The organism is Bacillus sp. GbtcB14, assembly GCF_019091205.1.
GTDB lineage: Bacteria > Bacillota > Bacilli > Bacillales > Bacillaceae_G > Bacillus_A > Bacillus_A cereus_AG.
On sequence record NZ_JAGXJT010000001.1, the window covers coordinates 493,066 to 518,917 of the forward strand.

Here is a 25,852-nt window from a genome sequence, read left to right on the forward strand (position 1 = left end):
TATACATGGCTGTAGAAAATATCACAATGCCTCAGCTCGGGGAGAGCGTTACAGAGGGTACAATTAGTAAATGGCTCGTTAATGTTGGCGATCACGTAAACAAGTATGATCCGCTTGCAGAAGTAATGACTGATAAAGTAAATGCTGAAGTACCATCTTCTTTCACCGGTATTGTGAAAGAATTAATCGCTGGTGAAGGTGAGACGTTAGCTGTAGGTGAAGTAGTTTGTGTTATTCAAGTAGAAGGCGCAGACGAAGTAGCAGCGACAGCTGTTGAGGAAAAAACAAAAGAAGAACCAAAGGCAGAAGTAGCTACGCCTGAAAAAGCACCGAAAGCAAAACAACCAACTGATGGAAAACCACGTTTTTCACCAGCTGTTTTAAAACTTGCAGGTGAGCATAATGTTGATTTAGATTTAGTAGAAGGTACGGGAGCAAATGGCCGTATCACTCGTAAAGATATTTTAAAGCTAGTGGAATCTGGAAATATTCCGCAAGCAGGTGCGAAGAAAGAGGAAGCGGTAGCAGCAGTAGTAGAAGCGCGTCCAGAAGCACCAAAAGCAGCGCCAGTAGCACAAAAAGTAGAAGCTGCAAAACCAGTTTCTGTACCAACAATGCCTGGCGATATCGAAATTCCAGTAACAGGTGTGCGTAAAGCAATTGCAGCGAACATGTTACGTAGTAAACACGAAGCGCCACATGCTTGGATGATGATTGAAGTAGATGTGACAAACCTTGTGTCATACCGTAATTCAATTAAAGGTGATTTCAAAAAGCGCGAAGGCTTTAATTTAACGTTCTTTGCTTTCTTCGTAAAAGCAGTAGCGCAAGCGTTAAAAGAGTATCCTCAAATCAATTCAATGTGGGCTGGCGATAAGATCGTTCAGAAGAAAGATATTAACCTTTCTATCGCTGTTGCAACAGAGGACGAACTATTTGTACCAGTAATTAAACACGCGGATGAGAAGACGATTAAAGGTATCGCTCGTGAAATTACAGAGCTTGCAGGAAAAGTACGTACGAAATCGTTAAAAGCGGACGAAATGCAAGGTGGAACATTTACAATTAATAACACAGGATCATTTGGTTCTGTTCAATCTATGGGTATTATTAATTATCCACAAGCGGCTATTTTACAAGTTGAATCAATTGTAAAACGCCCAGTAATTATGGATAATGGTATGTTCGGTGCTCGCGACATGGTTAACTTATGTTTATCACTTGATCACCGTGTACTAGATGGCTTAATTTGTGGTAAGTTCTTAGGACGTGTAAAAGAAATTTTAGAAAATACGTCAGAAAATAATACATCTGTATATTAATAAAAAGCTCGCTTACGCGAGCTTTTTATCATCTTATTTCTTCATCTACATCCTACTATATGTATAATATCTTCCCCAGTAATCTTACAATGAAAGAGAATGTATTAGGAATTTATGAAAATACATTGCTGATATATGGTATATGGATATAAAATAAGAAAAGAATAATTTTTTTGGCAAATCTTACTGACGAAACTGTAGTATAATATATTGTATTGTATGAAAAAGAGAGTTATTCTATATAAGTGTTTTATAGATAATGTGTAATCAGTCGTCAAAACATGAAGAATGTTGACTCCTGGTTTTTTATTTTGCTGTAACAATGTTTCAGGAGGATGTCATGAAAAGAAGTACCGAGTTTCTAAAAAGTTTAGATGTAAAATTAATATTAATTTTGTTAGCATTATGTGTTACAAGTATAACTGCTATATATAGCAGTCAGCAAACCGGGCAATATGGGGCTGAGAATTTTGCTCTGAAACAAGGTGTTAACTACATAATTGGGATTGTAATGTTACTTCTTGTTGCAAGTGTTGATTCAGATCAGCTACAAAAACTATCTTGGCCATTGTATATTGCTACATTTGCTTCGATTATTTTGTTGAAGATATTACCAGTTTCAAACTTTACACCTGAAATACTTGGGGCGAAAAGATGGTTTAGGTTTCCGGTAATTGGATCTATTCAACCGTCGGAGTTTTTCAAAATTGCACTGGTTATGTTAGTAGCAAATTTAGCAGTAAAGCATAATGCACAGTATATGGTTCGAACATTTAAAACAGACCTAATATTAATAGGAAAGGTAATGTTAGTAGCTATTCCTCCTACGGCTGTTGTATATAGCCAACCGGATACAGGTATGGTGTTCTTATATGCTGCTGCAATTGCATGTATTTTATTTATGTCAGGTATTCAGAAGAAATTGATAGCGTTATGTACAATTATTCCGGTGACCATAGTATCTGCGTTAATATTTATTTACGTAAGGTATGAGGATTTCTTCTTTAATAATTTAGTTACTTTACTAAAACCTCACCAACAATCACGTATTTTAGGTTGGCTAGATCCATTTGAACATACAGATCAAGGTTATCAAACACAGCAATCGATTTTAGCAGTAGGTAGTGGCGGTATGGAAGGGAAAGGATTTGGCGAAGGGAACGTCTATATCCCTGAGAAGCATACTGACTTTATTTTTGCTACAATTGCCGAAGAAGGTGGATTTATCGTAGCAGCATTAGTTGTATTCTTGTTCCTATTACTACTATATAGAACAATTATTATCGGTTATTCTGCTGATAATTTATTCGGTACATTATTATGTGCTGGATCAATTGGGATATTAACGGTTCAAATATTCCAAAACATCGGTATGATTGTTGGATTAATGCCTGTAAAAGGGATCGCATTACCTTTCTTATCATACGGGGGAAGTTCCTTATTCTCGAATATGATTATGATGGGGCTCATATTATCGGTACGGAAAACGTATAAAAAGTATATGTTTTCTGTTAAGTAAAAAAAGCTGGTTCGTGCAAATACGAACCAGCTTTTTTACATATATACTCATAAACGTTGCAAACTAAAACAGACTAGCAGTTTGGGATGTAAGGAGTGCAAAATGATGCATATGCATATTTTTGAAGGAGCACGGCATCTTTCTAATAGTGAATGGGTTATTAGGGCTATCATAGCATACATATTTTTAATATTAGTTGCGAAAGCGATGGGGCAAAGGTCCATCGCACAACTTCGTTTTTTAGATGTCGTATTAGTGTTATTGCTTGGCGGGAATATTTCTAACGCATTATCTGATGAAAAAGTGGGATTACTCGGCTCGATGATTACAACGTTCATACTCGTTGTACTTCACATTATAAGCTCAGTCTTAATGTTGAAATGGGATAGATGGAGACGCTTTTTAGAGCCAGCACCTATTATTCTTATACATAATGGTTCCATTGATTTTAGCAATTTGAAAAAAGCGAGAATTACGGTGGAATATTTATTTTCGGAACTTCGTATGCGAAATGTGAGTGATATTCAAACGATCAAATTAGCATTGTGGGAAGCGAATGGCGTTGTTTCGATATTTCAGTATCCAGAATATGAAGCTGTTTCGCGGCTTGATCTGAAAGTAGCGGGAAAAAAATCTCCAGTTTCTTTTGTATTAGTAAAGGATGGGAGCATTCAGCAAGATGTTCTAGCTTTAGTAGGAAAAACAGAAGAGTGGGCGAGAGCAGTTCTAGAGAAGAGTGCAGAAGTCGAATCCATTATGTTAGCTACAGTAGATGAAGCTCATAAAATAAATATTTTGTTAAAAAAATGAAAAATATACGCATTTTGTCGTTTCGTACATATGATACAATAGTGTGGACAACGAAAAAGGAGGGATACGATGGGATATGTAGAAGAATTACGGAAAATAGTTGGTCATCGCCCTTTAATTTTAGTTGGTGCTGTTGTACTCGTTATAAATGAACATGGATATGTATTATTACAACAAAGAACAGAGCCTTACGGAAAATGGGGGCTGCCTGGGGGGCTCATGGAGCTTGGTGAATCACCAGAAGAAACAGCTTGCCGTGAAGTATACGAAGAGACGGGAATAGAAGTGAAGAACCTGCGATTAATCAATGTATTTTCTGGAGCGAACTATTTTACAAAATTAGCAAACGGTGATGAATTTCAATCTGTAACGACCGCTTATTATACGGATGAATACGATGGAGATTTTGTTATGAACAAAGAAGAAGCGGTTCAGCTTAAATTTTTTCAAGTAACGGAACTACCTGACTATATTGTAGGATCGCATAAAAAAATGATTGTTGAATATATGAAAATTATGGAAAAAAATATATAATAATAGTGAAAGAAATACAAAAACACAGTTCTGGTTGGTAGTCCAGACGCATGATTTCATGTCAGTAACCTTCCCCTCCGGGATGTCCCGTATTTCTAATTTTTTTAAAGGAGGGGCTGTCAATGGAGTTGACAGTATATCACGATGGCCAATTTTTTGTTGGAATCATTACATGTAAAGAAAAAGGGAAATTGTATGGAGCAAGGTATATTTTTGGAACGGAGCCATCAGACGAAGAGATACTTATATTTGTGAATGGTCCAATGTTAGCTTATTTTCAGCATTTTGCAAAATGTGGCGTGGAAGTGAAAGAAAAAACGCGTCCCAAAAATATAAAGCGTATCATACGACAAGTAGCAAAAGAAGTAAATGTAAACCGTTTTACTAAGGCGCAAGAGGCAATTAGCTTATCTTATGAACTGCATAAACAAGAAAAGAAAGTGCAATCTAAGGAGAAGCGAGAAGCTGAAAAACAAAGAAGACGTTTAATTAAAGTACAAAAAGCGAAGCAAAAACATCGTGGTCATTAAGAAAAGGTGTTAGAGCCCTGCTCTAACACCTTTTCTATGCCTAAATACAAGTAAACTTACTTGTATTTCATAAACATTAACTGGTAAGATACAAATAGGTAGTTTTAGAGGAGGGAAAAGATTGATTAATTTTAACTTTTTTATGAATGATGTTGTCCGCCAAGCGCGTGAAGAGATTGTCTCTGCTGGATATACAGAATTGACGACGCCGGAAGCAGTAGAAGAAGCGTTTAAAAGAAATGGAACAACACTTGTAATGGTAAACTCTGTATGTGGTTGTGCAGGTGGTATTGCTCGTCCTGCTGCTGCGCATTCCGTACATTATGATAAACGTCCTAACCATCTTGTAACGGTGTTTGCAGGTCAAGATAAGGAAGCAACAGCAAGAGCTCGTGAATATTTCGAAGGGTATCCACCTTCTTCTCCATCATTCGCTTTATTAAAAGATGGAAAAATTGTAACGATGGTAGAACGTCATGAAATTGAAGGTCATGAACCAATGCAAGTTATTGCAAAACTACAATCTTATTTCGAAGAGAATTGTGAAGAACTATAAATATAAGCGAAAAGGCGGTACGTCCACGATGAAGTGGATGTACCGCCTTTTTATTTAATATTAAAATTTATGGGACATGCATAGTTATGTTGTTTTATGCATCATTTTATACATGATAAACGGTGTTAATATTGTTATTTTATTTATTTTTATTTTATATATTGCATAAAAATAAAAGTGCTGATACAATACAAACATCGAATAAATATTCTATTAAACTTTTAAATATACATTATTAGGGGGAAGAAAGATGAAGAAGTTATTATCAATATCGTTTGCACTTATTTTAATTGTAAGTATGTTCAGCGCTTGTAGTAATGGGGAAGAAAAGGCTAGTGAAAAAAATAAAAAAGTACTGGTTATGGGGACTTCAGCAGATTATAAACCATATGAATACGTGGAAGCTTCAAAAAGTGATGAAATTATCGGCTTTGATGTTGATGTTGCTAAATATATCGGAAAAGAACTTGGTTATGAAGTGAAAGTGAAAGATATGGATTTTGGTGGTTTATTAGCATCTCTTAGCTCAGGAAAAGTTGATTTCGTAATGGCAGGTATGACGCCGACTGCAGAGCGTAAAAATAATGTTGATTTCACAGATATTTATTTTGTTGCGAAAAACATGGTTGTTTCTAAAAAGGATTCTAACATTCAATCTGTAGAGGATTTAAAAGGGAAAAAAGTAGGGGTACAAACAGGATCTATTCAAGAAGAGAAAGCAGCAGAATTTAAAAAACAAGTAGATTTCAAAGTTGAGGGACGTGACCGTATACCAGAAATCGTACAAGAAATTAAAGCTGGTCGTTTTGACGCTGCAATTATAGAAGACACCGTTGCTAAAAATTATTTAGAAAAAATGAAAGAATTACAAGGAATTGAAATTCAAGAAGCACCAGAAGAAGTAGGAGCAGCGATTGCCCTTCCGAAAAACAGTGATAAAACAGCTGAATTTAATAAAGTAATTAAAAAAATGCAAGAAAATGGAGAAATGGATAAATTAGTGAAGAAATGGTTTGGCAGCGAAAAATAAGCTGCCTTTCACTTTTCTCTGAGGGGAATGAAAAGAATGAACTTAGATTTTTCGGCGATTACGCCTTCGATACCATATATACTAAAAGGTCTAGAAGTTACTTTGAAAATTGTAGCAGTATCAGCGTTAGTTGGGTTTATTTTAGGAACGTTATTAGCGCTTTGCAAAATTGCTAGAATACGAGCATTAAATATAGCGGCAGATTTTTATACATCAATTTTCCGTGGTACACCACTTGTATTGCAATTAATGATTATTTATTTCGGTGTCCCGCAAATAATTGGTTATGAAATACCAGCATTCGTAGCAGCTGTATTAGCATTTAGCTTAAATTCAGGTGCATATATGTCAGAGGTAATTCGTGCCGGCATTCAAGCGGTTGATAAAGGACAAACAGAAGCAGCGATGGCTTTAGGGATTCCTTACGGGAAAATGATGCGAAATATTATTTTCCCTCAAGCATTAAAAAATATATTACCAGCGCTTGTGAACGAGTTTGCGACACTTACGAAAGAATCGGCTGTAGTAACAGTAATAGGAGCGACCGATTTAATGCGCCGTGCTTACATTGTAGGCGGTGAGACGTTTAAATATCTAGAACCATTACTTTTTGTTGGACTCATTTATTATATGCTAGTCATTATTCTTACATTAGTCGGGAAGGCAATTGAAGGGAGAATGAAGAAAAGTGATTAAAATTGAAAACCTTCATAAATCATTTGGAAAAAACGAAGTATTAAAAGGGATTACAACAACGATTGAAAAAGGGGAAGTAGTAGCAATTATTGGACCGTCTGGATCAGGGAAATCAACATTTTTACGTTGTATGAATGTGCTAGAAGCACCGACAAATGGTCACATTTGGATTGGAACGGAAGAAGTAACGAATCCGAAAACGAATATTATGCACGTTCGTGAAAATGTCGGAATGGTATTTCAGCATTTTCACCTATTTCCTCATATGACAGTATTAGAAAATATTACGTATGCTCCTATCAATGTAAAAGGAGTAACGAAACAAGAAGCTGACAAAAAAGCCGAGAAACTTTTAGAAAAGGTCGGTTTATTAGATAAAAAAGATACGTATCCCAATCGTCTTTCGGGAGGACAAAAGCAACGTGTAGCAATTGCGAGAGCGTTAGCGATGGAACCAGAAGTTATGTTATTTGATGAACCAACATCAGCACTAGATCCAGAGATGGTAAAAGAAGTGTTAGAAGTTATGAAATCATTAGTTACGACAGGAATGACAATGGTGATTGTTACACATGAAATGGGATTTGCAAAAGAAGTAGCAGATCGTGTTCTCTTTTTAGATGGTGGAAAGCTTGTAGAAGATAGTGCGCCAGCAGAATTTTTTGTAGCACCGAAAAGTGAACGTGCGCAACAATTTTTACAAAAAATATTGTAATATGTAAAGGTTGCGTGAATAATAAGTAGAAAAGGATGATATTGTGTCATCCTTTTTTTATACTAACTGTAAATACGTTTATACATATAGGAGCAGTGCTATGTTCAAAATTGGATACCGTACAGTAAAAACAGCAATAGGGACAGGCGCAGCAGTTTTTATTGCGCAGTTATTAGGATTAGAATTTTATAGTTCAGCGGGCATTTTAGTTATATTATGTGTACAAAATACGAAACGTAAATCACTTCAAGTGTCGTTACATCGTTTTTTAGCTTGTGTATTATCAATGGTATTCGCGTTTTGTATTTTTGAAACAATGGGATATACACCACTTGCAATTAGTATATTATTACTTACATTTATTCCGACTGCAGTTATGCTTAAAATTCAAGAAGGTATTGTCACGAGTTCAGTTATTGTGATGCATCTATATTCATTGAAACAAATTACATGGCTTATTGTTGGGAATGAAATTGCGATATTAACGATAGGAATTAGCGTGGCTTTATTAGTGAATATGTATATGCCAAGTAGTGAAAATAAGCTAAAAGAGTATCAGGATACAATAGAAAGTAATTTTAAAACAATTTTGTTTGAAATGGTGGTGTATTTACGAAACAGAGAAAGTAGCTGGAGCGGGGCAGAACTTATTGAAACTGAAAATATGCTAAATGAAGCAAGGGATTTATCGTTTAAGAAACTTGAGAATGCATTTATGCGAGAAGATGGCTATTACTATCGTTATTTCAATATGCGCATGCAACAATTCGAAATTTTAGAGCGGATGATACCATTAGCAGCTTCATTATCATGGACATATGAACAAGCTGATATGATTGCGGATGTGGTTGAAAACATTGGGAATGCTATTAGCCCTGAGAGTACTGGGGTTATTTCCTTAAGACAGCTGCAAGAAATGAGAGAATTATTTAGAGATATGCCATTGCCAGTTACACGTGAGGAATTTGAGATACGTGCGAAGCTTGTACAACTTGTGTATGAAATGGAACAATATTTACTCATTAAAAGCCGTTTTAAGGGAAAGGATAATATAAAAGAACTTATATAGAAGGTAGGAATTATTTATGCCGTATCTTCTCTCTTTCATATTATGTCTTTCTTTATCACCTATTTGGCCTCTTGGTGATAATCCACGTGCCGGAGATCCTTTCATTATTGTAAATAAAGCGACGAATAAACTAGCTTATATTGACGATGGAAAGATTCAAAAGGTTTTTCCAGTAGCGACAGGGAAAACAAATGAATTAACTCCAGAGGGAACTTTTGATGTTGTAATGAAAGCGAAGGATCCGTATTATATTGCGAAGGATATTCCAGGTGGATCACCGAAAAATCCACTTGGGTCAAGGTGGATTGGATTTAATGCAAGAGGAACTGATGGGAGTAAATATGGAATACATGGAACAAACCAACCTAGTTCAATTGGAAAGTATATTTCACAAGGATGTATAAGAATGAAGAAAAATGATGTGGAGTATTTATTTGATCGCATTCCAATTGGAACGAAAGTATGGATTGTGAAGTCGAAAAAATCATTTCAGCAATTGGCAAAACAAAAAGGAGCCATTGCATATGAAAAAGCCAACGAAAAGGTTGGCTTTTTCTATTGTAATAAGTTGTCTTGACATGTGTACATAACCATGAGTTAATGAGAGTATAGAAAGATAAAGTGAAACTTTAATCAGTGAGAGGTTTTTTACCCGCTGATTATCAGCCCGCACCAATCGGGGGAAAAATTAGATAAAGGGGTTGCTCATATGTACTTGAATCCAAAAATTTCGTATATGCAATTTTTTATGGGATTTCTATTTGTTATTACATTCATATTGGCAACTTTTAATATATGCTCTTATCTTGTAGCAATTATATGTATGGCATTACTCAATCTTACTTTTGTTATTGGAGCATTTCAGCAGAAACAATATACAAGTTTTATTACAGCACTTGTAATGTCATTTTCCTTTAGTATTGTAGCGATTGTGCTTTATATAAAATAAACCATCTCGATATCGAGATGGTTTATTTTGTTATGTATAAAAAGTAAAAAAAGGACGAAAGCATCGTCCTTTTTACCAAAACATACTTGCGCCAGCAAGTAATGTTGTTACAAGCATAGAAATTAGCATTACATAAACCATAACTTTTTGAGCTTTTTTATGCATCGTTAAACCTCCTTGCAAATCAGTACAATATCATTGTAACGAGAAATGATATTGTGGACAAGGGGAGAGAAGTGACAAAATTCGAGAAGTGTGTGTAAAGTATAACAGGAAATTTGTATGTATGTAGAGAATATATAATAATGATAGAGTATAAGTTTTTTGTTATGCAAGCTGAAGAATGGAGATACGATGATGAAAATATATGAAACAAATCGTTTACATTTAAGGGAAATTGATGAGTCGTATGCTGAAAAAGTTCTTCAATATTACGACAGAAATCGTGAATTTTTAAAAGCTTGGGAAGAGTATAGACCGGATGATTTTTTTACGTTAGATTATCAGAAGAAAAAGTTACAAAAGGATAGAAAAGAGTTTGCAGAGGGTAAAATCATCAGACTTTGGATTTTTAAAAAGGGTGATGATACAAAAATTATTGGGTGTATCTCATTTAATCTAATCGTTCGCGGTATTTATCAATCTTGTGTGCTCAGCTATAAATTAGATAAGGCAGAATTGAATAAAGGTTACACGACAGAAGCGCTTAGGAAAGCTATTCAAGTTACTTTCGAAGAATTTCAGTTACATCGTATAGAAGCACCGATTATGCCACGAAATTTAGCATCTATACAAGTAGTGACGAAGATAGGCTTTCAATATGAGGGCGTGTCTAGGAAGATGTTAATGGTAAATGGAGTATGGGAAGATCATATGCGCTGGGTATTGTTAAATGAGTAATAGAAAGCAGATGGTTATCTAGACATATAAACCGTCTGTTTTTTGTCTTGTATTTCGAAACTTTTGCGAAATTCTGTTATAATTAATAGTGTTACATACATAATGGTAGTGCAGGAGGCGCAGTCTTATGATTAATCAAGAACGTTTAGTAAATGAATTTATGGAATTAGTACAAGTAGATTCTGAAACGAAATTTGAAGCAGAAATTTGCAAAGTATTAACAAAGAAATTTACAGATTTAGGTGTAGAAGTATTTGAAGATGACACAATGGCTGTTACTGGGCATGGTGCAGGTAATTTAATTTGTACATTACCAGCAACAAAAGATGGTGTTGATACAATTTACTTTACTTCTCATATGGATACAGTAGTTCCTGGTAATGGAATTAAGCCTTCTATTAAAGATGGATATATCGTGTCAGATGGTACTACGATTTTAGGTGCGGATGATAAAGCAGGATTAGCATCAATGTTTGAAGCAATTCGTGTTTTAAAAGAGAAAAACATCCCTCATGGTAAAATTGAATTTATTATTACAGTTGGAGAAGAATCTGGTCTTGTTGGTGCAAAAGCATTAGATCGTGAGCGCATTACAGCGAAATACGGTTATGCATTAGATAGCGATGGAAAAGTTGGTGAAATTGTTGTTGCAGCTCCAACACAAGCGAAAGTGAATGCAATTATTCGTGGGAAAACAGCTCACGCTGGTGTAGCACCAGAAAAAGGTGTATCTGCAATTACTATCGCAGCGAAGGCAATTGCGAAGATGCCACTTGGTCGTATTGATTCTGAAACAACTGCAAATATTGGACGTTTTGAAGGTGGTACACAAACAAATATCGTTTGCGATCATGTACAAATCTTTGCAGAAGCGCGTTCTTTAATCAATGAGAAAATGGAAGTACAAGTTGCGAAAATGAAAGAAGCATTTGAAACAACTGCAAAAGAAATGGGCGGTCAAGCAGACGTTGAAGTAAACGTTATGTATCCAGGATTTAAATTTGCTGATGGCGATCACGTTGTAGAAGTTGCAAAACGTGCAGCTGAAAACATTGGTCGTACACCTTCTCTTCACCAAAGTGGTGGCGGAAGTGATGCAAACGTAATTGCAGGACACGGTATTCCGACAGTTAACTTAGCGGTTGGTTATGAAGAAATTCATACAACAAACGAAAAGATTCCTGTTGAAGAATTAGCAAAAACAGCAGAATTAGTTGTTGCAATTATTGAAGAAGTAGCGAAGTAATGTAAAATAAAAAGCGTGTAAATCATAATTGATTTACACGCTTTTTATTTTGATTCGATTGCTTTTACAAGGCGGATTAGCCAATACAAGAAAATCCATGGCAATATATAAGTTGTTGCTACATGTACTAGGCGAGGGAAGAATCCAAACGTATTAATATTGAAAATAGGAAGCAGTAAATAATTAAGGGTTATGATTAATATAATCACAAGGAACGTATAGTTGAGTTTATTAGTTGATTTCATCATAATCACCCCTTTCCACATTTTATGTAAATTATATCAAATATATAAAAGGAAAAGACCAAGTAATTATTATAACTATTATGCAAAATTTGATATAATGAAGGAACAAATGTTCTTTGGAGGGGTGAGTAATATGCGAGAAATGTATCCGAAAAATGGTCGTGTTATTTTGCATGTAGATATGAATTGTTTTTTCGCATCTGTTGAAATTGCTCATGACCCATCATTACAAGGGAAGCCGTTAGCAGTTGCTGGAAATGAAAAAGAAAGAAAAGGAATTATCATAACATGTAGTTATGAGGCGAGAGACTATGGAATACGTACAACGATGCCTCTTTGGGAAGCAAAAAGGTTATGTCCACAATTAGTTGTAATGCGTCCTAATTTTACATTATATCGTGAAGCTTCATTTCAAATGTTTCAAATTCTTTCCCGTTTTACGGAAAAAATACAACCAGTCTCAATAGATGAAGGATATTTAGATATTACAGATTGCTACGCACTCGGTTCGCCTCTTGAAATAGCAAAGATGATTCAGCAGGCGTTATTAACAGAGTTACAGCTTCCGTGTAGCATCGGAATTGCTCCTAACCTTTTCCTAGCAAAAACAGCTTCTGATATGAAAAAGCCTCTCGGTATTACCGTGCTTCGAAAACGAGATATTTCAGAAATGATTTGGCCACTCCCAGTTGAAGCGATGCATGGAATTGGAGAAAAAACAGCTGAAAAATTAAATGATATTCATATACAAACAATTGAACAGTTAGCAAAAGGAAACGAACATATCATTCGCGCTAAAATTGGAAAGCATGGTGTTGATTTACAAAGGCGGGCAAAAGGTATGGATGATAGGGAAGTTGACCCGAGTCAAATGGGACAACATAAAAGTATCGGTAATTCGATGACTTTTTCAAAGGATATGGATGAAGAGAAAGAATTACTTGATATGTTAGAACGGCTATCAAAATCAGTGAGTAAAAGATTACAAAAACGAACTCTTGTCAGCTATAATATTCAAATTATGATTAAATATCATGATAGGCGGACAGTAACGCGGAGTAAGCAATTGAAAAATGCGATTTGGGAAGAACGAGATATTTTTCAGGCAGCATCTCGTTTATGGAAGCAACATTGGGACGGTGATTCCGTTCGTTTACTAGGTGTTACAGCTACTGAAATAGAGTGGAAGACAGAATCGGTGAAACAATTAGATTTGTTTTCATTTGAAGAAGATGCGAAAGAAGAGCCGCTACTTGCTGTCATCGATCAAATTAATGATAAGTATGGAATGCCACTTTTACAACGAGGTAGTCAATTATTACGTAAGCAGGAAAAGTCTTTTCAGCAAAAATTAGAAAATAAGTTTATGTAGAAGGTGTCATGAAGCTGTAAATATCATGACACCTTCCATTTCTAACTGGCTTCTAAATCTAATGAAGTTTTCCACCCAGCTGCAGTAACGCCAGCTTCTAATAGCATTCTACTCACTATTTTTTCAATTAAGACTGCTGCATTTGTACTGCAATGTAATGTAGCTTGTATACACACTTTTTGCTTAGAATCTACGTCTTCACTATACAATTCTTTTAAACCGATGCCTTCAGAACTTACCATGTGCATAAGTAAAAACCGAATATGGGCTTCATGTTCTTCTGAACAAGTAAGAGAAAGGAAGTAGTTCGTTTGTTCAGGTGACTCTTCTTTTGATTTTTGATTCATAAAGAGAGCGATTGGGCGGAGTAGTATATTTGCCAGTAAAACGCCGGTTGCACCTAACATAGCTGCAACGAGGAAACCAGCGCCTGTAAGAGTACCAACAGCAGCTGCGCACCATAGAGTAGCCGCTGTATTAAGCCCTCTAATACTAAAACCATCGCGGATAATAACGCCGCCTCCTAAAAAACCAATCCCACTAACGACTTGAGCGGCAATACGTGAGGGGCTAGCATCGTGATCAAGCATGACGGATAATAAAACAAATATACAGGCACCAAGTGATACGAGAGCATTTGTCCGTAATCCAGCCATCCTGTGTCTCCATTGCCGTTCCATTCCGATGCAAGCACCTACAATAATTGCGATAAATAATCTTAATACAATGTCATACCATACCATCATGGTCACCTCCATACATATAAGTCCATGTTATGTTGTTGAGAATGAGTGGGGGGTACCCGCTCATTCTCATTTTTATCTCGCTATTTGCGGGCAGATGAAAGCTTCACTTTATCCCGCTTTAATGGGCAGTAAGACCCCCACCTCAAAATTCAGCGAAAGCAAAGAGGTTAGGTGGGGGATCAACTGCCCATAAAAGTCCGATTGGTTCAACTAATAATCAGTGGGGGATGAAGAAAACCCCCACTGATTAAAGTTTCACTTTATAACCAGCTATGAAACTTTTTAATATAAACTTTTTTTAGGAACTGTGTTAAGAAAGCATAGCCTAATAGTATTCCTATTAACCAAGGGAAATAGCTAAGTGGTAATGCTTGTAATCCAACAGCTGCTCCAAGTGGCGAGAATGGAATATAAATTCCGATTGCCATAATACAAGCGGTCAATAAAAGAATCGGTATTGATGCAGTACTTTGAATGAACGGAATCTTCTGTGTTCTTATCATGTGAACAATTAAAGTTTGTGTTAGTAATCCAACGACAAACCAACCAGATTGGAATAATGATTGTTCGCTAGCTGTATTTGCACCGAAGACGTTCCACATGACTACATATGTGATGATATCAAATATGGAACTAATGGGACCGATACAAATAATGAAGTTCCGTAAGTTTGCAGTATCCCATTTTCTTGGTTTTTCTAAAAACTCTTTATCCATTTTGTCCCATGGAATAGACAGTTGTGAAATATCATAAAGCAAGTTTTGAATTAAAAGGTGAATGGCAAGCATCGGCAAGAAGGGGATGAAAGCACTTGCTACTAACACACTAAATACATTTCCGAAGTTAGAGCTAGCTGTCATTTTAATATATTTTAAAATGTTTCCGAATGTAGTGCGTCCTTCTAAAATACCTGCTTCTAATATTGTTAAGCTTTTTTCAAGTAAAATAATGTCGGAAGACTCTTTTGCAATATCGGTAGCAGTATCAACAGATATGCCAACATCAGCTTCACGTAACGCTACGGCATCGTTAATACCATCTCCCATATAACCTACAGTGTGTCCGTTTCCTTGTAATACTCGTATAATGCGAGATTTTTGCATTGGATTTAGTTTAGCAAATACAGTTGTTTCTTCGGCTAATTTTGCTAATGCTTTATCAGGTAAAGATTCGATTTCGTAACCAAGGACAGGCTCACCGATATTTAATCCAACTTCTTTGCAAACTTTTCTTGTCACGATTTCGTTATCGCCAGTTAAAATTTTTACTTGTACACCATGTTTCTGTAATGCTTGAATGGCAGTAGCTGCAGATGGTTTCGGTGGATCTAAAAAGCCGATATATCCAGCGAGAATCATATTATTTTCATCTTGTACCGTGTACTCTATATCATTTATTGGTCTATCTTTTTTATAAGCTACAGCAATAACACGCATACCTTCACTATTTAATGTCTCACTTAGTTGTTTTACATTTGAGCGCATGTCATCGGTAAGAGAAACAACTTTTCCAGCTACTTCAGTGTAGTTACAAATAGATAAAATTTCTTCTACTGCCCCTTTACAAACCATTGTATGCTCACCTGAAATATCTTTCACGATGACAGACATACGCCGGCGAGCAAAATCAAATGGAATTTCATCTAGTTTTTGAAAAATGGATGGATTAAACTTCTGGTTTTCTTCTGTATGTTTCATAACGGCTTTATCTATTAAATTTTTCAATCCTGTTTGATAGAAGCTATTTAAATAGGCGAAGTGTAATACACGATTACATGTATTACCGTTTGGATCTAAATGCCGGACAAGTACAACTTTATCTTCTGTTAAAGTACCTGTTTTATCGGTACAAAGAATGTTCATAGCACCTAAGTTTTGAATAGAATTCAGTTGTTTTACAATTACTTTCTGTTTAGACATGTTAACGGCACCTTTTGCTAAATTAGCAGTTACAATCATTGGTAACATTTCAGGTGTGAGACCAACAGCAATTGCGATAGCGAAGAAGAAAGCCTCTTGCCAATCCCCTTTTGTGAATCCGTTAATGAGAAGAACGATAGGCGCCATAATAAGCATGAATGTAATTAAGAGCCAGCTTACTTTGTTTACACCTTTATCAAAGCTTGTTTCTACTCGTTTGCCGATTACCTTTTTTGCTAAAGAGCCGAAATACGTATCAGTACTTGTGGAGATGACAACAGCTTTTGCACTACCACTTACAATATTTGTACCCATAAAACAAAGGTTTTCCATATCGAGTGGATTGTAATTTTTTTTCATGTTTTTCGGTAAGATATGTTTATTCTCTGTATGGTAGCAGTTTTCATACTTTTCCACAGGAAGTGCTTCCCCAGTTAAAGAAGACTGATTCACAAATAAATCTTTAGCTGATAAAATACGCACATCAGCTGGAACGATATCACCGGCTGAAAGTGAAATAATATCGCCAGGTACAAGTTCTTCAATTGGAATTTCCGTTGAATCATTTTGCTTCAAATTCATTACGTTTTTTGTTTCGTGTACAAATCCATCTATTCTAAAGACGCTCGCCGTTGTTCGAACCATAGCTTTTAACTGATCCGCAGCTTTTTGAGAACGAAATTCTTGTAGAAAGCGAATCGTTGCACTTAGCATTACCATTACAGATACGACAATGGTTCCTTGTATGTCATCTGTGAAAAAAGAGAGTGCGCCGAGAGCTAATAAAACAAAAATAAATGGATTTTTAAATGCCAGTAGAAATTGAATGTACCACGGTGATGTTTTATTATGAGCGATTTCATTCGGACCATATAAAGTAAGTCTACGAGTCGCTTCTTGTTTAGAGAGTCCATCTTCTGTTGTTTCTAAAAGTTGTAACGCCTTGTTTGCACCTTGTGTTGCGACTTCCACCAATAATTCGTTATTTGTTTTCATACGATCTTGATCGTAAGAATGTTTTGTTTCTTGTCTTTGTAAATTTAACATCGGTAGTTCCTCCTTTTTCATGAAGGAGGAAACAATCTGTTACTCGACTATTTAAAATTAGGAGGAACAGCTTCTTTCCTACCTACATGATGAAATATTAATGTAAAACATATGGGTATCTGGGCCGAATCATCAATTGCCAACTGTTCCTCACCTCCGTACAATTTAGTAGTTTCTGAATATGCTATGTTTGTTTCATAGTAAGGTGCATATATAAAAAGACCTTTACTCAAAACGAGTAAAGGTCTGAATTCGCAGTTAAAAGAGTCCACAACAAAGACTGTTAGTAAACATAGATAAAAACAGTTTTTGTGTATGACAAAAATACATGCACCTCTCCCTCGTTGAGTTTTAGCACTGTATAGCATAGGTACTGAAACCAGCTACGTTAAGAAAGGCCTTCATTCCGACCTTTCCTGTTGACCCATTGGCGTCTCTCGACATTTTTGGGCAGCAGCGTTTCTCTATACAGGAGCCTCACCTAACAGAGACCATATTCAATTACAATTTGAATGTTAGCACTGTAAATTTATAGTGTCAATATCTTTTTTTGAAAAATCAAATAGGTTTATGATAGCTATATAGTAGGAAATAAGCGGAGTTTTTTTGAAATAACGTTGGAAAATAAATATTGTAATGAACATAAATAAAAAGCACTGATCACAGTGCTTTTTATTATAGATTATGAGATTGTAGCATTTTCAAAAATAACAATTTCTGAACTGTTTGTTGTTGAAACGCGTTGTGCGTAATAGGTTAAAGTTGAAGAAATATATGTTGGTAACGAATCATTTGTATGTGTTGTTGTATATTCATGGATTAATTCTTTCAAAGTCGTCCATTCTAATTGTGCTGGGTGATCAGACACGAAAGAACTTACCCAGCGATCAAATGAAGATGAAAAATCAGTTTGTAAACGAAATGCTTCTTTCATAATAAAACGCTCCCTTAAAATGTAGTATAATCATTTTAACATAAAACACGAACAATTGCTAAGTTTTTCGAGTATAACGTTCGTGTTATATAGTTGTCTAGATGATTGGTTATGTAAATTCGATTTGCCATTTGAAATAACATTCCGTAAGATAAAAGGTAGATTATATAAAGAGCTGGAGGAAAGAAAGTGGAATTTGTATTTTTAGGAACTGGTGCAGGTGTTCCTTCGAAAGGAAGGAACGTTTCGGCAATTGCTTTGCAATTGTTAGAAGAACGAGGACAGACTTGGTTATTTGATTGTGGCGAGGCGACGCAACATCAAATATTACATACATCAGTACGCCCACGCCGCATTGAAAAAATATTTATTACGCATTTACACGGTGATCATATTTTTGGCTTGCCTGGTTTATTGGGAAGCCGTTCATTTCAAGGAGGGACTACACCTCTAACAGTGTATGGACCAAAAGGAATTAAACAATTTATTGAAGTGGCATTATCAGTAAGTACGACACATGTAAAATATCCACTTGAAATTGTTGAGATAACAGAAGAAGGTACTGTATTTGAAGATAATGAATTTCACGTGGAAACGAAAAGATTGTCACATGGCATTGAATGTTTTGGGTATCGCATCGTAGAGAAGGATATACAAGGAGCCCTTTTAGTCGATAAATTGCTGGAGATGGGTGTGAAACCTGGCCCGCTCTTTAAACGTTTAAAAGATGGAGAAGTAGTTGAATTAAAAAATGGTACGATACTAAATGGAAAAGACTTTATTGGTCCGCCTCAAAAGGGAAGAATTATTACCATTTTAGGTGATACAAGATATTGTGAAGCGAGTAGAGAGCTGGCACAAGACGCTGATGTACTTGTTCATGAGGCAACTTTTGCGGCAGAAGATGAACAACAAGCGTATGATTATTTTCATTCTACATCTAAGCAAGCTGCGAGTATTGCACTTCAGGCAAATGCAAAACGATTAATATTGACTCATATTAGTTCTCGTTATCAAGGAGATACATATAAGGAATTATGGAAAGAGGCAAGAGAGCTATTTTCTAATACAGAAATAGCTACGGATTTGAAATCATTTCCAGTAGATAGATAATAATGGTGTGAAAAAATGGTGACGAAAGGTTGCCATTTTTTTATTTCTAAAAAAAATTTAAAATAAATCTGTTATCATTTTATGTTTATATTGGATGAAACAGAAAATTTTTATGATGTGAAGATATAGGACAAAAATACATAGTACCGATTATTTAGAGAAACTGTTATATAAGTCAGACGACATACGAGTGGTACAAATACCAAAAACGGATTGTTATTCAGAACTTTTAAAATTCATTAAAAGTAAGCGTTTTATTAAAAACAAGCTATAATGAGGGCAGATTATAATTTATTGTAGGCTACATGCGTTTTAGCCATTTGTCGTAACAAGTGGAGTTAACTAAATCGTGAGAGGGAAACATGGGAATTATAAATAAGAAGGATATTACTATTATTTGTACTATGTCTTTTTTCACTTTTTATTTTTAAAGCACGAAAAGGTATGAAAGCAATGGGAGTTTCACTTGTTTATGCTATCCTTGTAAGGGGTTCTGTGTTAAACTTTGGATTGCTACCAGACTTTATTCTGGATTAGCCTATATTATTTTTAAATGAAGGTAATGCTAAGTTTCTTATTTATTATGATAGCTGGTATTATTTCAGGATATATTGTTTCACTGTTATTCAAAAACGATCCAATTCGTACAGCGGAACAAATTCGTCGTACAACTGGAAAAGCAACCGATTCGGTAGCTTAATAGAATAGTAAAATTTTTTTCATAGAGGTTTAGGGGGAGTTATGATGAAGTATCGCTCAGTATTTGATATTATTGGTCCAGTTATGATTGGTCCATCAAGTTCACATACAGCAGGCGCAGCAAGAATGGGGCAAGTTGCTCGCCAGCTGTTTCGTCATGAACCAGAAAGAGTAAGCATTTCATTATATGGATCATTTGCAAAGACGTATCGAGGGCATGGTACGGATGTAGCACTGATCGGTGGAATATTAGGCTTTGAAACAGATGACCTACGTATTCCAGAGGCGCTAGACATAGCAAAAGAGCGCAAAATCGAAGTAGAATTCATTGAAGAAGATGCAAATGCACCTCACCCAAATACAGCGAGAATTCGTTTGTATAAAGGTGAAGAAGAAATTGAAGTTGTTGCTTGCTCAATTGGTGGCGGTAAAATTGAAGTTGTAGAATTAAACGGATTCGATCTTCAATTAACAGGCACGAGTCCAGCACTACTTATTGTAAATAACGATCGCTTCGGTGCTATTGCAGCAGTAGCTTCAATCCTTGCGAAACATGAAATTAACATTAGTACAATGAGTGTTTCTCGTAAAGAAAAAGGAAGAAGAGCGCTTATGGTTATCGAAACAGATGAATTATTAGCAGATGAAGTGATTGAAGAAATAAACGCGCAACAAAATATTTGTCAAGTAACTATTATGGAATAATTGCAGGGGGGACACACCATGTTTCGGAACGCAGCGGAACTAGTGGCGCAAGCTAAAGAACAAAATGTAAAAATCGCAGAAATTATGATTCAATGTGAAATGGAAACAAGAAATATTTCACGTGAAGAAGTAATTGCTGGTATGGAAAAGAACTTAGTCGTAATGGAGCAAGCAGTAGAACGTGGTATTCGCGGAGTGAAATCACCAACTGGTTTAACCGGCGGAGATGCTGTAAAAGTTCAGACGTATATGAATAGCGGAAAAGGCTTATCTGGAGATACGATTTTGGACGCAGTGAGTAAAGCTGTTGCAACAAATGAAGTAAACGCAGCGATGGGAATTATTTGTGCAACACCAACAGCAGGGTCTGCTGGAACAGTGCCGGGTGTACTATTTGCACTAAGAGAAAAATTGCAGCCGACACGTGAAGAAATGATTGAATTCTTATTTACAGCAGGAGCTTTCGGTATGGTTGTTGCGAATAACGCTTGCATTTCTGGTGCAGCGGGAGGATGCCAAGCTGAAGTTGGTTCAGCAAGTGGAATGGCAGCTGCAGCTGCAGTTGAAATGGCTGGTGGAACACAAGATCAAGCAGCTACAGCGATGGCAATTTCATTAAAGAACATGCTTGGTTTAGTATGCGATCCTGTTGCAGGACTTGTAGAAGTACCTTGCGTAAAACGTAATGCAGCAGGAGCTGCAAATGCGATGATTTCAGCTGATTTAGCATTAGCTGGCGTAACGAGTACAATTCCATGTGATGAAGTAATTGAGGCAATGTTTAGAATCGGACAAACGATGCCAGTAGCACTTCGTGAAACAGCTGAAGGTGGACTTGCAGCAACACCGACTGGTCGTCGTCTGCAAGAAGAGATTTTTGGGAAGACTAATAACTAAACGATATATGTTTATAAAAAAATGGAGCTCAAGTAAGATTGAGCTCCATTTTTTATTTTTCTTTTGTTAGTTGTTCTAATGTTTTCCCAAGATTATGTGATCGTTTTGTAGCCTGTGTAATACAAGAAATAAGCGCTTGTTGAAATTTATGTTCTTGTAATACTTCAATGCCTGCTTCGGTCGTTCCACCAGGAGAAGTAATTTCCTTTCGCAAAACAGAAGGGTGTTTTTCACTTGCTTTTAGCATTTCAGCAGCACCAATCATCGTCTGGAGAATAAGTGACTTTGCAACATCTTCTTTTAAACCAATTGTTTTTGCGGCTTCTTCCATCGCTTCCACTACGTAATAAATATAAGCAGGTCCACTTCCAGATAATGCAGTGACAGCATGCATATCTTCTTCCTCTACAACAGAGACGAGACCGATTGTTTCAAATAAAGCTATAGCAGTGCGAATATGTTCCGCCGTTGCATCTTTTGAAGGCGAGATAGCAGTAGCTGATTTTAAAATAGCTGCAGATGTATTTGGCATCGCACGAATAATCGGAACATCTTTTTGAAGTAGGTTTCTAATTGAGTGAGTAGAAACACCTGCTAATAGGGAAATAATAAGCAGGTTATTATGTATATCTTCTTTAAAAGGAGTAAGCGCTTCTGTAACATCCTTCGGTTTCATTGCTAGAAAAAGAATAGTTGTATCAGTAAGTAGCTCTTTTTTATTATGCGTACCTTTGACGCCGTATTTTTTATGTAGCTCCTGCAATCTTGTTTCGTTAGAACGATTACTTACGGTAATTTGTTCGCCTTTCACAACATTTGCATGTAACAAGCCACCAATAATAGCTTCAGCAATAGAGCCTGCACCGAGAAAGGAAATGTTTTGAATAGACATGATGTTCCTCCTTTAAATTTGGTTAGAAATTCTTATAAATGTACATACATTCGTTTTTTTATAGAAAACACCTCTTTTTATCTGAAAATAATGACAAATATATGTGGAAGTTGTAAACTGAAGAAGTATTCATTTTTGAACCGGAAAGAGACAGGGGGGCTAAGCATGACGGCGATTCACCGAATGGAGATTCCTGTGCCATTTGCAGTTGAGACTGTGAATGTGTTTTTAGTTGAGGGGGAGACATTAACATTAATTGATACAGGGACGAATACAGAAGAGGCAAGAAATGCGTTAGAAAGTCAATTAGGTGCATTAGGATATACGATAGAAGATATTGAAACAGTAATCATTACGCACCATCATGCGGATCATTGTGGGCTTTTAAATATATTTTCTGAGAAAACGAACATTATTGGACATCCCTGGAATGAGCCTTGGATCACGCAAAACCCAAAATTTTTAAAGTGGTATCATGAGTTTTTTAGAGAGACAGCTTTGCAATTTGGTGTTCCAGCAGCATTTTTGAAAGACGAGGCGTTATTGACGACAAGGACACTGAAATATTCTTGTAATAGATCGTTAACGCATACTGTGAGAGAAGGAGATCGTATTGATTCTCTGCCTGGATTTACAGTACTTGAAACACCAGGTCATGCTTCTACTCATATTTCTTTATATAGAGAATCTGATGGAATATTAATTGGTGGAGATGCTCTCATTAGTCATATTTCTTCGAATCCAATACTAGAACCACCATATGAGGGGCAAACAGAACGGGCACGCCCATTACTACAATATAATCAAACATTACAGCGTTTAAGCGAAATGAATATTTCACGCATTTTATCAGGGCATGGGGAAGATGTTCTAAATGTGAAACAACTTATTGAAACGAGATTACAAAAGCAAGAAACACGTGCGTTTAAAGTACTTGAGTTATTAAAGGAAAAACCAATGACAGCATTTGAAGTATGTGTAAAACTATTTCCGGTATTATATAAAGAACAATTACCACTTACTATTTCAGAAACGGTTGGACAATTGGACTATTTAGCATATAATCAACAAGTGATGATTGATGAGTCATCGCAACAATTGATTTATTATGCAAAGTAGGTGACAGCAATGACAGGACGTTTACAAAATAAAGTAATCGTCATTACAGGTGCTTCTAGTGGGATTGGTGAGCAAGTTGCAATGCAAGTTGCAGCACAGGGAGCGACTCCAGTATTAATGGCTCGAACAGAAGAAAAACTACAAGCGCTAGTAGACAAAATTAAAGAAACTTATAATACGCCTTGCTATTATTATGTATTAGATGTAAGTGAAGAGATGGAAGTACAGTCTGTTTTTTCAAAGGTATTACAAGAAGTGGGACGTATTGATATATTAGTAAACAATGCGGGATTTGGTATTTTTAAAACGTTTGAAGATGCGTCAATGGGTGAAGTAAAAGATATGTTCCAAGTAAATGTATTTGGATTAGTAGCATGTACGAAAGCGGTACTACCTTATATGGTAAACAAGAATGAAGGACATATTATTAATATTGCTTCACTTGCTGGAAAAATTGCAACTCCGAAATCGAGTGCTTATGCAGCAACGAAACATGCCGTATTAGGATTTACGAATAGTTTACGTATGGAATTAGCGAATACAGATATTTATGTTACAGCGATTAATCCAGGTCCAATAGATACAAACTTTTTTGAAATAGCTGATCAATCCGGTACATATGTGAAAAATATGGGACGATACATGTTAAAACCAACATATGTAGCAGAACAAATCGTGCAATCAATGAAAACGAAAAAGCGTGAAGTAAACTTACCGAAGTGGATGGGCATTGGTCCGAAACTTTATGCTCTATTCCCAGGTTTATTTGAGCGTGTTGCAGGCAAATCATTAAGTAAAAAATAGGAGATTTCCATATGGAAATCTCCTATTTTTTATTTTCCAGTCACATAATCGTAAACGATATCCTCAACTGCCTCGTAGACATCAATTTCAGTATTTGAATGAATTATCGTTTGAATATGTTTAATTAGCATTTCCTGATCCTCATTTGACATAGGATTACATTGATATTGCTGAAAACTTTTTATAATCATTTTCTCAATTAATTTCTCATTCATGTTTTCCCCCGCCTGTATGTATACATGTATTGTTTTATTGTACTTGAAGTGAAATGAAAAAACTACCATGCACTATTTATGTATAAAAATCCGGTTGTGTATATTGTTTTTCTAGTAAAATTAAGTTATTTAAGTTTTAAAAATTTATAAATATTTAATTGACTCTATAAATATACAATATTATAATCATACTTAATTTAAAGAATCGATATGAGGAGGAGCCTATGAAAGTCGCGATTATTGGAGCAACTGGGTATGGGGGTATTGAGTTAATTCGGTTATTAGAGCAACATCCATATTTTTCGATAGCATCTCTTCATTCTTTTTCGCAAGTTGGCGAGTGTATAACAAATGTATATCCGCATTTTCAAAATGTTTTTGTTCATACGTTACAAGAAATTGATGCGGAGGAAATAGTGAAGGAAGCAGAAATTGTATTTTTAGCAACCCCAGCAGGAGTATCAGCAGAGTTAACTCCAAAACTATTAGCAGTAGGTCTAAAAGTAATTGACCTATCCGGAGACTTTCGTATGAAAGATCCTTTGATATATGAACAGTGGTATAAAAGGACAGCTGCAAAAGAAGAAGTTCTTAGGGAAGCTGTATATGGGTTAAGTGAATGGAAAAGGTCCGAGATTCAAAATGCAAATTTAATTGCAAACCCAGGATGTTTTGCTACAGCTGCATTATTAGCGATATTGCCGTTAGTATGTAGCGGCATAATTGAAGAAGATTCAATTATTATAGATGCGAAATCAGGAGTATCTGGAGCAGGCAAAACGCCAACAACGATGACTCACTTTCCTGAGTTATACGATAACTTACGTATTTATAAAGTAAATGAGCATCAACACGTTCCTGAGATTGAGCAAATGCTTGCAGAGTGGAATAGGGAAACGAAGCCAATCACGTTTAGTACACATTTAATTCCGATATCACGAGGGATTATGATTACACTGTATGCGAAAGTAAAACGTGAAATGGAAAGAGAACAATTTCAAAAAATATATGAAGAAACGTATGAACAATCGGCTTTCATTCGAATTCGTACGCAAGGAGAGTTTCCAAGTCCGAAAGAAGTGAGGGGCTCAAATTATTGTGATATGGGGGTAGCTTACGATGAAAGAACAGGAAGAGTGACAGTCGTTTCTGTTATAGACAATATGATGAAAGGTGCGGCTGGGCAAGCGATTCAAAATGCAAATATAGTAGCGGGACTAGAAGAAACAACAGGTTTACAACATATGCCGCTTTATCTATAAGGGGGAC

The 25,852-nt window shown here is 35.9% G+C and carries 29 protein-coding genes and 1 riboswitch; of the genes, 22 read left to right on the forward strand and 7 right to left on the reverse strand.

What is annotated here, in order from left to right:
- The first annotated feature begins 5 nt into the window (after positions 1–5).
- The 12 genes from KVT31_RS02665 (at position 6) to KVT31_RS02720 (ending at position 9,730) form a co-directional block, all read left to right on the forward strand.
- Complete coding sequence (locus KVT31_RS02665) at positions 6–1,322, forward strand: dihydrolipoamide acetyltransferase family protein (RefSeq protein ID WP_000257676.1); 1,317 nt, start codon at positions 6–8, stop codon at positions 1,320–1,322.
- A 340-nt stretch (positions 1,323–1,662) separates the two neighbouring features.
- Positions 1,663–2,841 (forward strand): FtsW/RodA/SpoVE family cell cycle protein, encoded by a 1,179-nt coding sequence (locus KVT31_RS02670; RefSeq protein ID WP_002143095.1) that lies wholly within the window; start codon positions 1,663–1,665, stop codon positions 2,839–2,841.
- Between the two features lie 105 nt (positions 2,842–2,946).
- Complete coding sequence (locus KVT31_RS02675) at positions 2,947–3,651, forward strand: DUF421 domain-containing protein (protein WP_088097694.1); 705 nt, start codon at positions 2,947–2,949, stop codon at positions 3,649–3,651.
- A gap of 69 nt (positions 3,652–3,720) precedes the next feature.
- Entirely contained in the window at positions 3,721–4,185 is a 465-nt protein-coding gene (locus tag KVT31_RS02680; protein WP_088097693.1) for an NUDIX hydrolase, read from the forward strand.
- 122 nt (positions 4,186–4,307) lie between these two features.
- The gene (locus KVT31_RS02685; RefSeq protein WP_088097692.1) at positions 4,308–4,715 is read left to right on the forward strand and encodes a YjdF family protein; all 408 of its coding nucleotides are present in this window, start codon (positions 4,308–4,310) and stop codon (positions 4,713–4,715) included.
- Between the two features lie 142 nt (positions 4,716–4,857).
- Positions 4,858–5,271, forward strand: coding sequence for a BrxA/BrxB family bacilliredoxin (locus KVT31_RS02690; RefSeq protein ID WP_001979317.1), 414 nt, complete (start codon positions 4,858–4,860; stop codon positions 5,269–5,271).
- A 250-nt stretch (positions 5,272–5,521) separates the two neighbouring features.
- Positions 5,522–6,301 (forward strand): transporter substrate-binding domain-containing protein, encoded by a 780-nt coding sequence (locus KVT31_RS02695; protein WP_088097691.1) that lies wholly within the window; start codon positions 5,522–5,524, stop codon positions 6,299–6,301.
- Positions 6,302–6,337: 36 nt separating this feature from the next.
- Entirely contained in the window at positions 6,338–6,997 is a 660-nt protein-coding gene (locus tag KVT31_RS02700; RefSeq protein WP_001046922.1) for an amino acid ABC transporter permease, read from the forward strand.
- Positions 6,990–7,712: an amino acid ABC transporter ATP-binding protein gene (locus KVT31_RS02705; protein ID WP_000590214.1), complete on the forward strand. Its 723-nt coding sequence runs from the start codon at positions 6,990–6,992 to the stop codon at positions 7,710–7,712. The genes KVT31_RS02700 and KVT31_RS02705 overlap by 8 nt, the downstream gene beginning before the upstream one ends.
- 100 nt (positions 7,713–7,812) lie before the next feature.
- Positions 7,813–8,781, forward strand: coding sequence for an aromatic acid exporter family protein (locus tag KVT31_RS02710; protein ID WP_088097690.1), 969 nt, complete (start codon positions 7,813–7,815; stop codon positions 8,779–8,781).
- Between the two features lie 16 nt (positions 8,782–8,797).
- On the forward strand, positions 8,798–9,358 hold the full coding sequence (locus KVT31_RS02715; protein WP_001146549.1) for a L,D-transpeptidase: 561 nt from the start codon (positions 8,798–8,800) through the stop codon (positions 9,356–9,358).
- A gap of 132 nt (positions 9,359–9,490) precedes the next feature.
- Complete coding sequence (locus KVT31_RS02720) at positions 9,491–9,730, forward strand: DUF3894 domain-containing protein (RefSeq protein ID WP_088097689.1); 240 nt, start codon at positions 9,491–9,493, stop codon at positions 9,728–9,730.
- 72 nt (positions 9,731–9,802) lie between these two features.
- Here the strand turns inward: KVT31_RS02720 and prli42 are convergent, their stop codons facing one another.
- The gene (gene prli42, locus KVT31_RS02725) at positions 9,803–9,895 is read right to left on the reverse strand and encodes a stressosome-associated protein Prli42 (protein WP_000549040.1); all 93 of its coding nucleotides are present in this window, start codon (positions 9,893–9,895) and stop codon (positions 9,803–9,805) included.
- 189 nt (positions 9,896–10,084) lie between these two features.
- Here prli42 and KVT31_RS02730 point away from each other — a divergent pair, with 189 nt between their 5' ends.
- Positions 10,085–10,630, forward strand: coding sequence for a GNAT family N-acetyltransferase (locus KVT31_RS02730; RefSeq protein WP_132131111.1), 546 nt, complete (start codon positions 10,085–10,087; stop codon positions 10,628–10,630).
- Positions 10,631–10,757: 127 nt separating this feature from the next.
- Positions 10,758–11,876 carry a tripeptidase T gene (locus KVT31_RS02735; RefSeq protein ID WP_088097688.1) on the forward strand — a complete coding sequence of 373 codons (1,119 nt, stop codon included), beginning with the start codon at positions 10,758–10,760 and terminating at the stop codon, positions 11,874–11,876.
- A 44-nt stretch (positions 11,877–11,920) separates the two neighbouring features.
- Here the strand turns inward: KVT31_RS02735 and KVT31_RS02740 are convergent, their stop codons facing one another.
- Positions 11,921–12,121, reverse strand: a complete 201-nt coding sequence (locus KVT31_RS02740) for a hypothetical protein (RefSeq protein ID WP_088097687.1) — start codon at positions 12,119–12,121, stop codon at positions 11,921–11,923.
- A 133-nt stretch (positions 12,122–12,254) separates the two neighbouring features.
- On the opposite strand from KVT31_RS02740, the gene KVT31_RS02745 reads away from it, so the two are divergent.
- Positions 12,255–13,493, forward strand: coding sequence for a DNA polymerase IV (locus tag KVT31_RS02745; protein WP_088097686.1), 1,239 nt, complete (start codon positions 12,255–12,257; stop codon positions 13,491–13,493).
- Between the two features lie 41 nt (positions 13,494–13,534).
- Here the strand turns inward: KVT31_RS02745 and KVT31_RS02750 are convergent, their stop codons facing one another.
- The 3 genes from KVT31_RS02750 to KVT31_RS02760 all read right to left on the reverse strand — a co-directional run bounded on the left by KVT31_RS02750 (position 13,535) and on the right by KVT31_RS02760 (position 18,139).
- Positions 13,535–14,236, reverse strand: a complete 702-nt coding sequence (locus KVT31_RS02750; protein ID WP_140392545.1) for an MgtC/SapB family protein — start codon at positions 14,234–14,236, stop codon at positions 13,535–13,537.
- Positions 14,237–14,499: 263 nt separating this feature from the next.
- Positions 14,500–17,205 (reverse strand): magnesium-translocating P-type ATPase, encoded by a 2,706-nt coding sequence (mgtA, locus tag KVT31_RS02755; protein WP_140392544.1) that lies wholly within the window; start codon positions 17,203–17,205, stop codon positions 14,500–14,502.
- 328 nt (positions 17,206–17,533) lie between these two features.
- Positions 17,534–17,701: riboswitch (M-box (ykoK) riboswitch) on the reverse strand.
- A 186-nt stretch (positions 17,702–17,887) separates the two neighbouring features.
- Entirely contained in the window at positions 17,888–18,139 is a 252-nt protein-coding gene (locus tag KVT31_RS02760; protein WP_088097682.1) for a DUF3932 family protein, read from the reverse strand.
- A 189-nt stretch (positions 18,140–18,328) separates the two neighbouring features.
- Between KVT31_RS02760 and rnz the strand changes: the two genes are divergently transcribed.
- The 4 genes from rnz (at position 18,329) to sdaAA (ending at position 21,553) form a co-directional block, all read left to right on the forward strand.
- Positions 18,329–19,252: a ribonuclease Z gene (gene rnz / locus KVT31_RS02765; RefSeq protein WP_088097681.1), complete on the forward strand. Its 924-nt coding sequence runs from the start codon at positions 18,329–18,331 to the stop codon at positions 19,250–19,252.
- A 562-nt stretch (positions 19,253–19,814) separates the two neighbouring features.
- Positions 19,815–19,952: a hypothetical protein gene (locus KVT31_RS02770; protein ID WP_170930150.1), complete on the forward strand. Its 138-nt coding sequence runs from the start codon at positions 19,815–19,817 to the stop codon at positions 19,950–19,952.
- 44 nt (positions 19,953–19,996) lie between these two features.
- Positions 19,997–20,656, forward strand: coding sequence for an L-serine ammonia-lyase, iron-sulfur-dependent subunit beta (sdaAB, locus tag KVT31_RS02775; protein ID WP_000877441.1), 660 nt, complete (start codon positions 19,997–19,999; stop codon positions 20,654–20,656).
- Between the two features lie 18 nt (positions 20,657–20,674).
- Positions 20,675–21,553, forward strand: coding sequence for an L-serine ammonia-lyase, iron-sulfur-dependent, subunit alpha (sdaAA, locus tag KVT31_RS02780; protein ID WP_061678098.1), 879 nt, complete (start codon positions 20,675–20,677; stop codon positions 21,551–21,553).
- A 52-nt stretch (positions 21,554–21,605) separates the two neighbouring features.
- Here sdaAA and proI read toward each other — a convergent pair whose 3' ends face one another.
- The gene (gene proI, locus KVT31_RS02785) at positions 21,606–22,445 is read right to left on the reverse strand and encodes a pyrroline-5-carboxylate reductase ProI (protein ID WP_088097680.1); all 840 of its coding nucleotides are present in this window, start codon (positions 22,443–22,445) and stop codon (positions 21,606–21,608) included.
- A gap of 165 nt (positions 22,446–22,610) precedes the next feature.
- Between proI and KVT31_RS02790 the strand changes: the two genes are divergently transcribed.
- Positions 22,611–23,564 carry an MBL fold metallo-hydrolase gene (locus KVT31_RS02790; RefSeq protein WP_088097679.1) on the forward strand — a complete coding sequence of 318 codons (954 nt, stop codon included), beginning with the start codon at positions 22,611–22,613 and terminating at the stop codon, positions 23,562–23,564.
- A gap of 9 nt (positions 23,565–23,573) precedes the next feature.
- Entirely contained in the window at positions 23,574–24,368 is a 795-nt protein-coding gene (locus KVT31_RS02795) for an SDR family NAD(P)-dependent oxidoreductase (RefSeq protein WP_088097678.1), read from the forward strand.
- A 29-nt stretch (positions 24,369–24,397) separates the two neighbouring features.
- On the opposite strand, the gene KVT31_RS02800 is transcribed toward KVT31_RS02795, so the two are convergent.
- Positions 24,398–24,583: a YqzH family protein gene (locus KVT31_RS02800; RefSeq protein ID WP_001003210.1), complete on the reverse strand. Its 186-nt coding sequence runs from the start codon at positions 24,581–24,583 to the stop codon at positions 24,398–24,400.
- A gap of 224 nt (positions 24,584–24,807) precedes the next feature.
- On the opposite strand from KVT31_RS02800, the gene argC reads away from it, so the two are divergent.
- Positions 24,808–25,845 carry an N-acetyl-gamma-glutamyl-phosphate reductase gene (gene argC / locus KVT31_RS02805; RefSeq protein WP_088097677.1) on the forward strand — a complete coding sequence of 346 codons (1,038 nt, stop codon included), beginning with the start codon at positions 24,808–24,810 and terminating at the stop codon, positions 25,843–25,845.
- Positions 25,846–25,852 lie beyond the last annotated feature (7 nt).

Bases quoted from the DNA above. Each gene is read 5' to 3' on its own strand.
- KVT31_RS02795 (WP_088097678.1), top strand. From the start codon at position 23,574: ATGACAGGACGTTTACAAAATAAAGTAATCGTCATTACAGGTGCTTCT.
- KVT31_RS02760 (WP_088097682.1), bottom strand. From the start codon at position 18,139: ATGAAAGAAGCATTTCGTTTACAAACTGATTTTTCATCTTCATTTGAT.
- KVT31_RS02800 (WP_001003210.1), bottom strand. From the start codon at position 24,583: ATGAATGAGAAATTAATTGAGAAAATGATTATAAAAAGTTTTCAGCAA.
- KVT31_RS02690 (WP_001979317.1), top strand. From the start codon at position 4,858: ATGAATGATGTTGTCCGCCAAGCGCGTGAAGAGATTGTCTCTGCTGGA.
- KVT31_RS02700 (WP_001046922.1), top strand. From the start codon at position 6,338: ATGAACTTAGATTTTTCGGCGATTACGCCTTCGATACCATATATACTA.
- KVT31_RS02710 (WP_088097690.1), top strand. From the start codon at position 7,813: ATGTTCAAAATTGGATACCGTACAGTAAAAACAGCAATAGGGACAGGC.
- KVT31_RS02675 (WP_088097694.1), top strand. From the start codon at position 2,947: ATGCATATGCATATTTTTGAAGGAGCACGGCATCTTTCTAATAGTGAA.
- prli42 (WP_000549040.1), bottom strand. From the start codon at position 9,895: ATGCATAAAAAAGCTCAAAAAGTTATGGTTTATGTAATGCTAATTTCT.
- proI (WP_088097680.1), bottom strand. From the start codon at position 22,445: ATGTCTATTCAAAACATTTCCTTTCTCGGTGCAGGCTCTATTGCTGAA.
- KVT31_RS02720 (WP_088097689.1), top strand. From the start codon at position 9,491: ATGTACTTGAATCCAAAAATTTCGTATATGCAATTTTTTATGGGATTT.
- KVT31_RS02790 (WP_088097679.1), top strand. From the start codon at position 22,611: ATGACGGCGATTCACCGAATGGAGATTCCTGTGCCATTTGCAGTTGAG.
- KVT31_RS02680 (WP_088097693.1), top strand. From the start codon at position 3,721: ATGGGATATGTAGAAGAATTACGGAAAATAGTTGGTCATCGCCCTTTA.
- argC (WP_088097677.1), top strand. From the start codon at position 24,808: ATGAAAGTCGCGATTATTGGAGCAACTGGGTATGGGGGTATTGAGTTA.
- KVT31_RS02740 (WP_088097687.1), bottom strand. From the start codon at position 12,121: ATGAAATCAACTAATAAACTCAACTATACGTTCCTTGTGATTATATTA.
- KVT31_RS02770 (WP_170930150.1), top strand. From the start codon at position 19,815: ATGCTAAGTTTCTTATTTATTATGATAGCTGGTATTATTTCAGGATAT.
- sdaAA (WP_061678098.1), top strand. From the start codon at position 20,675: ATGTTTCGGAACGCAGCGGAACTAGTGGCGCAAGCTAAAGAACAAAAT.
- mgtA (WP_140392544.1), bottom strand. From the start codon at position 17,205: ATGTTAAATTTACAAAGACAAGAAACAAAACATTCTTACGATCAAGAT.
- KVT31_RS02695 (WP_088097691.1), top strand. From the start codon at position 5,522: ATGAAGAAGTTATTATCAATATCGTTTGCACTTATTTTAATTGTAAGT.
- KVT31_RS02665 (WP_000257676.1), top strand. From the start codon at position 6: ATGGCTGTAGAAAATATCACAATGCCTCAGCTCGGGGAGAGCGTTACA.
- KVT31_RS02670 (WP_002143095.1), top strand. From the start codon at position 1,663: ATGAAAAGAAGTACCGAGTTTCTAAAAAGTTTAGATGTAAAATTAATA.
- KVT31_RS02735 (WP_088097688.1), top strand. From the start codon at position 10,758: ATGATTAATCAAGAACGTTTAGTAAATGAATTTATGGAATTAGTACAA.
- KVT31_RS02685 (WP_088097692.1), top strand. From the start codon at position 4,308: ATGGAGTTGACAGTATATCACGATGGCCAATTTTTTGTTGGAATCATT.
- KVT31_RS02715 (WP_001146549.1), top strand. From the start codon at position 8,798: ATGCCGTATCTTCTCTCTTTCATATTATGTCTTTCTTTATCACCTATT.
- KVT31_RS02745 (WP_088097686.1), top strand. From the start codon at position 12,255: ATGCGAGAAATGTATCCGAAAAATGGTCGTGTTATTTTGCATGTAGAT.
- sdaAB (WP_000877441.1), top strand. From the start codon at position 19,997: ATGAAGTATCGCTCAGTATTTGATATTATTGGTCCAGTTATGATTGGT.
- KVT31_RS02750 (WP_140392545.1), bottom strand. From the start codon at position 14,236: ATGGTATGGTATGACATTGTATTAAGATTATTTATCGCAATTATTGTA.
- KVT31_RS02730 (WP_132131111.1), top strand. From the start codon at position 10,085: ATGATGAAAATATATGAAACAAATCGTTTACATTTAAGGGAAATTGAT.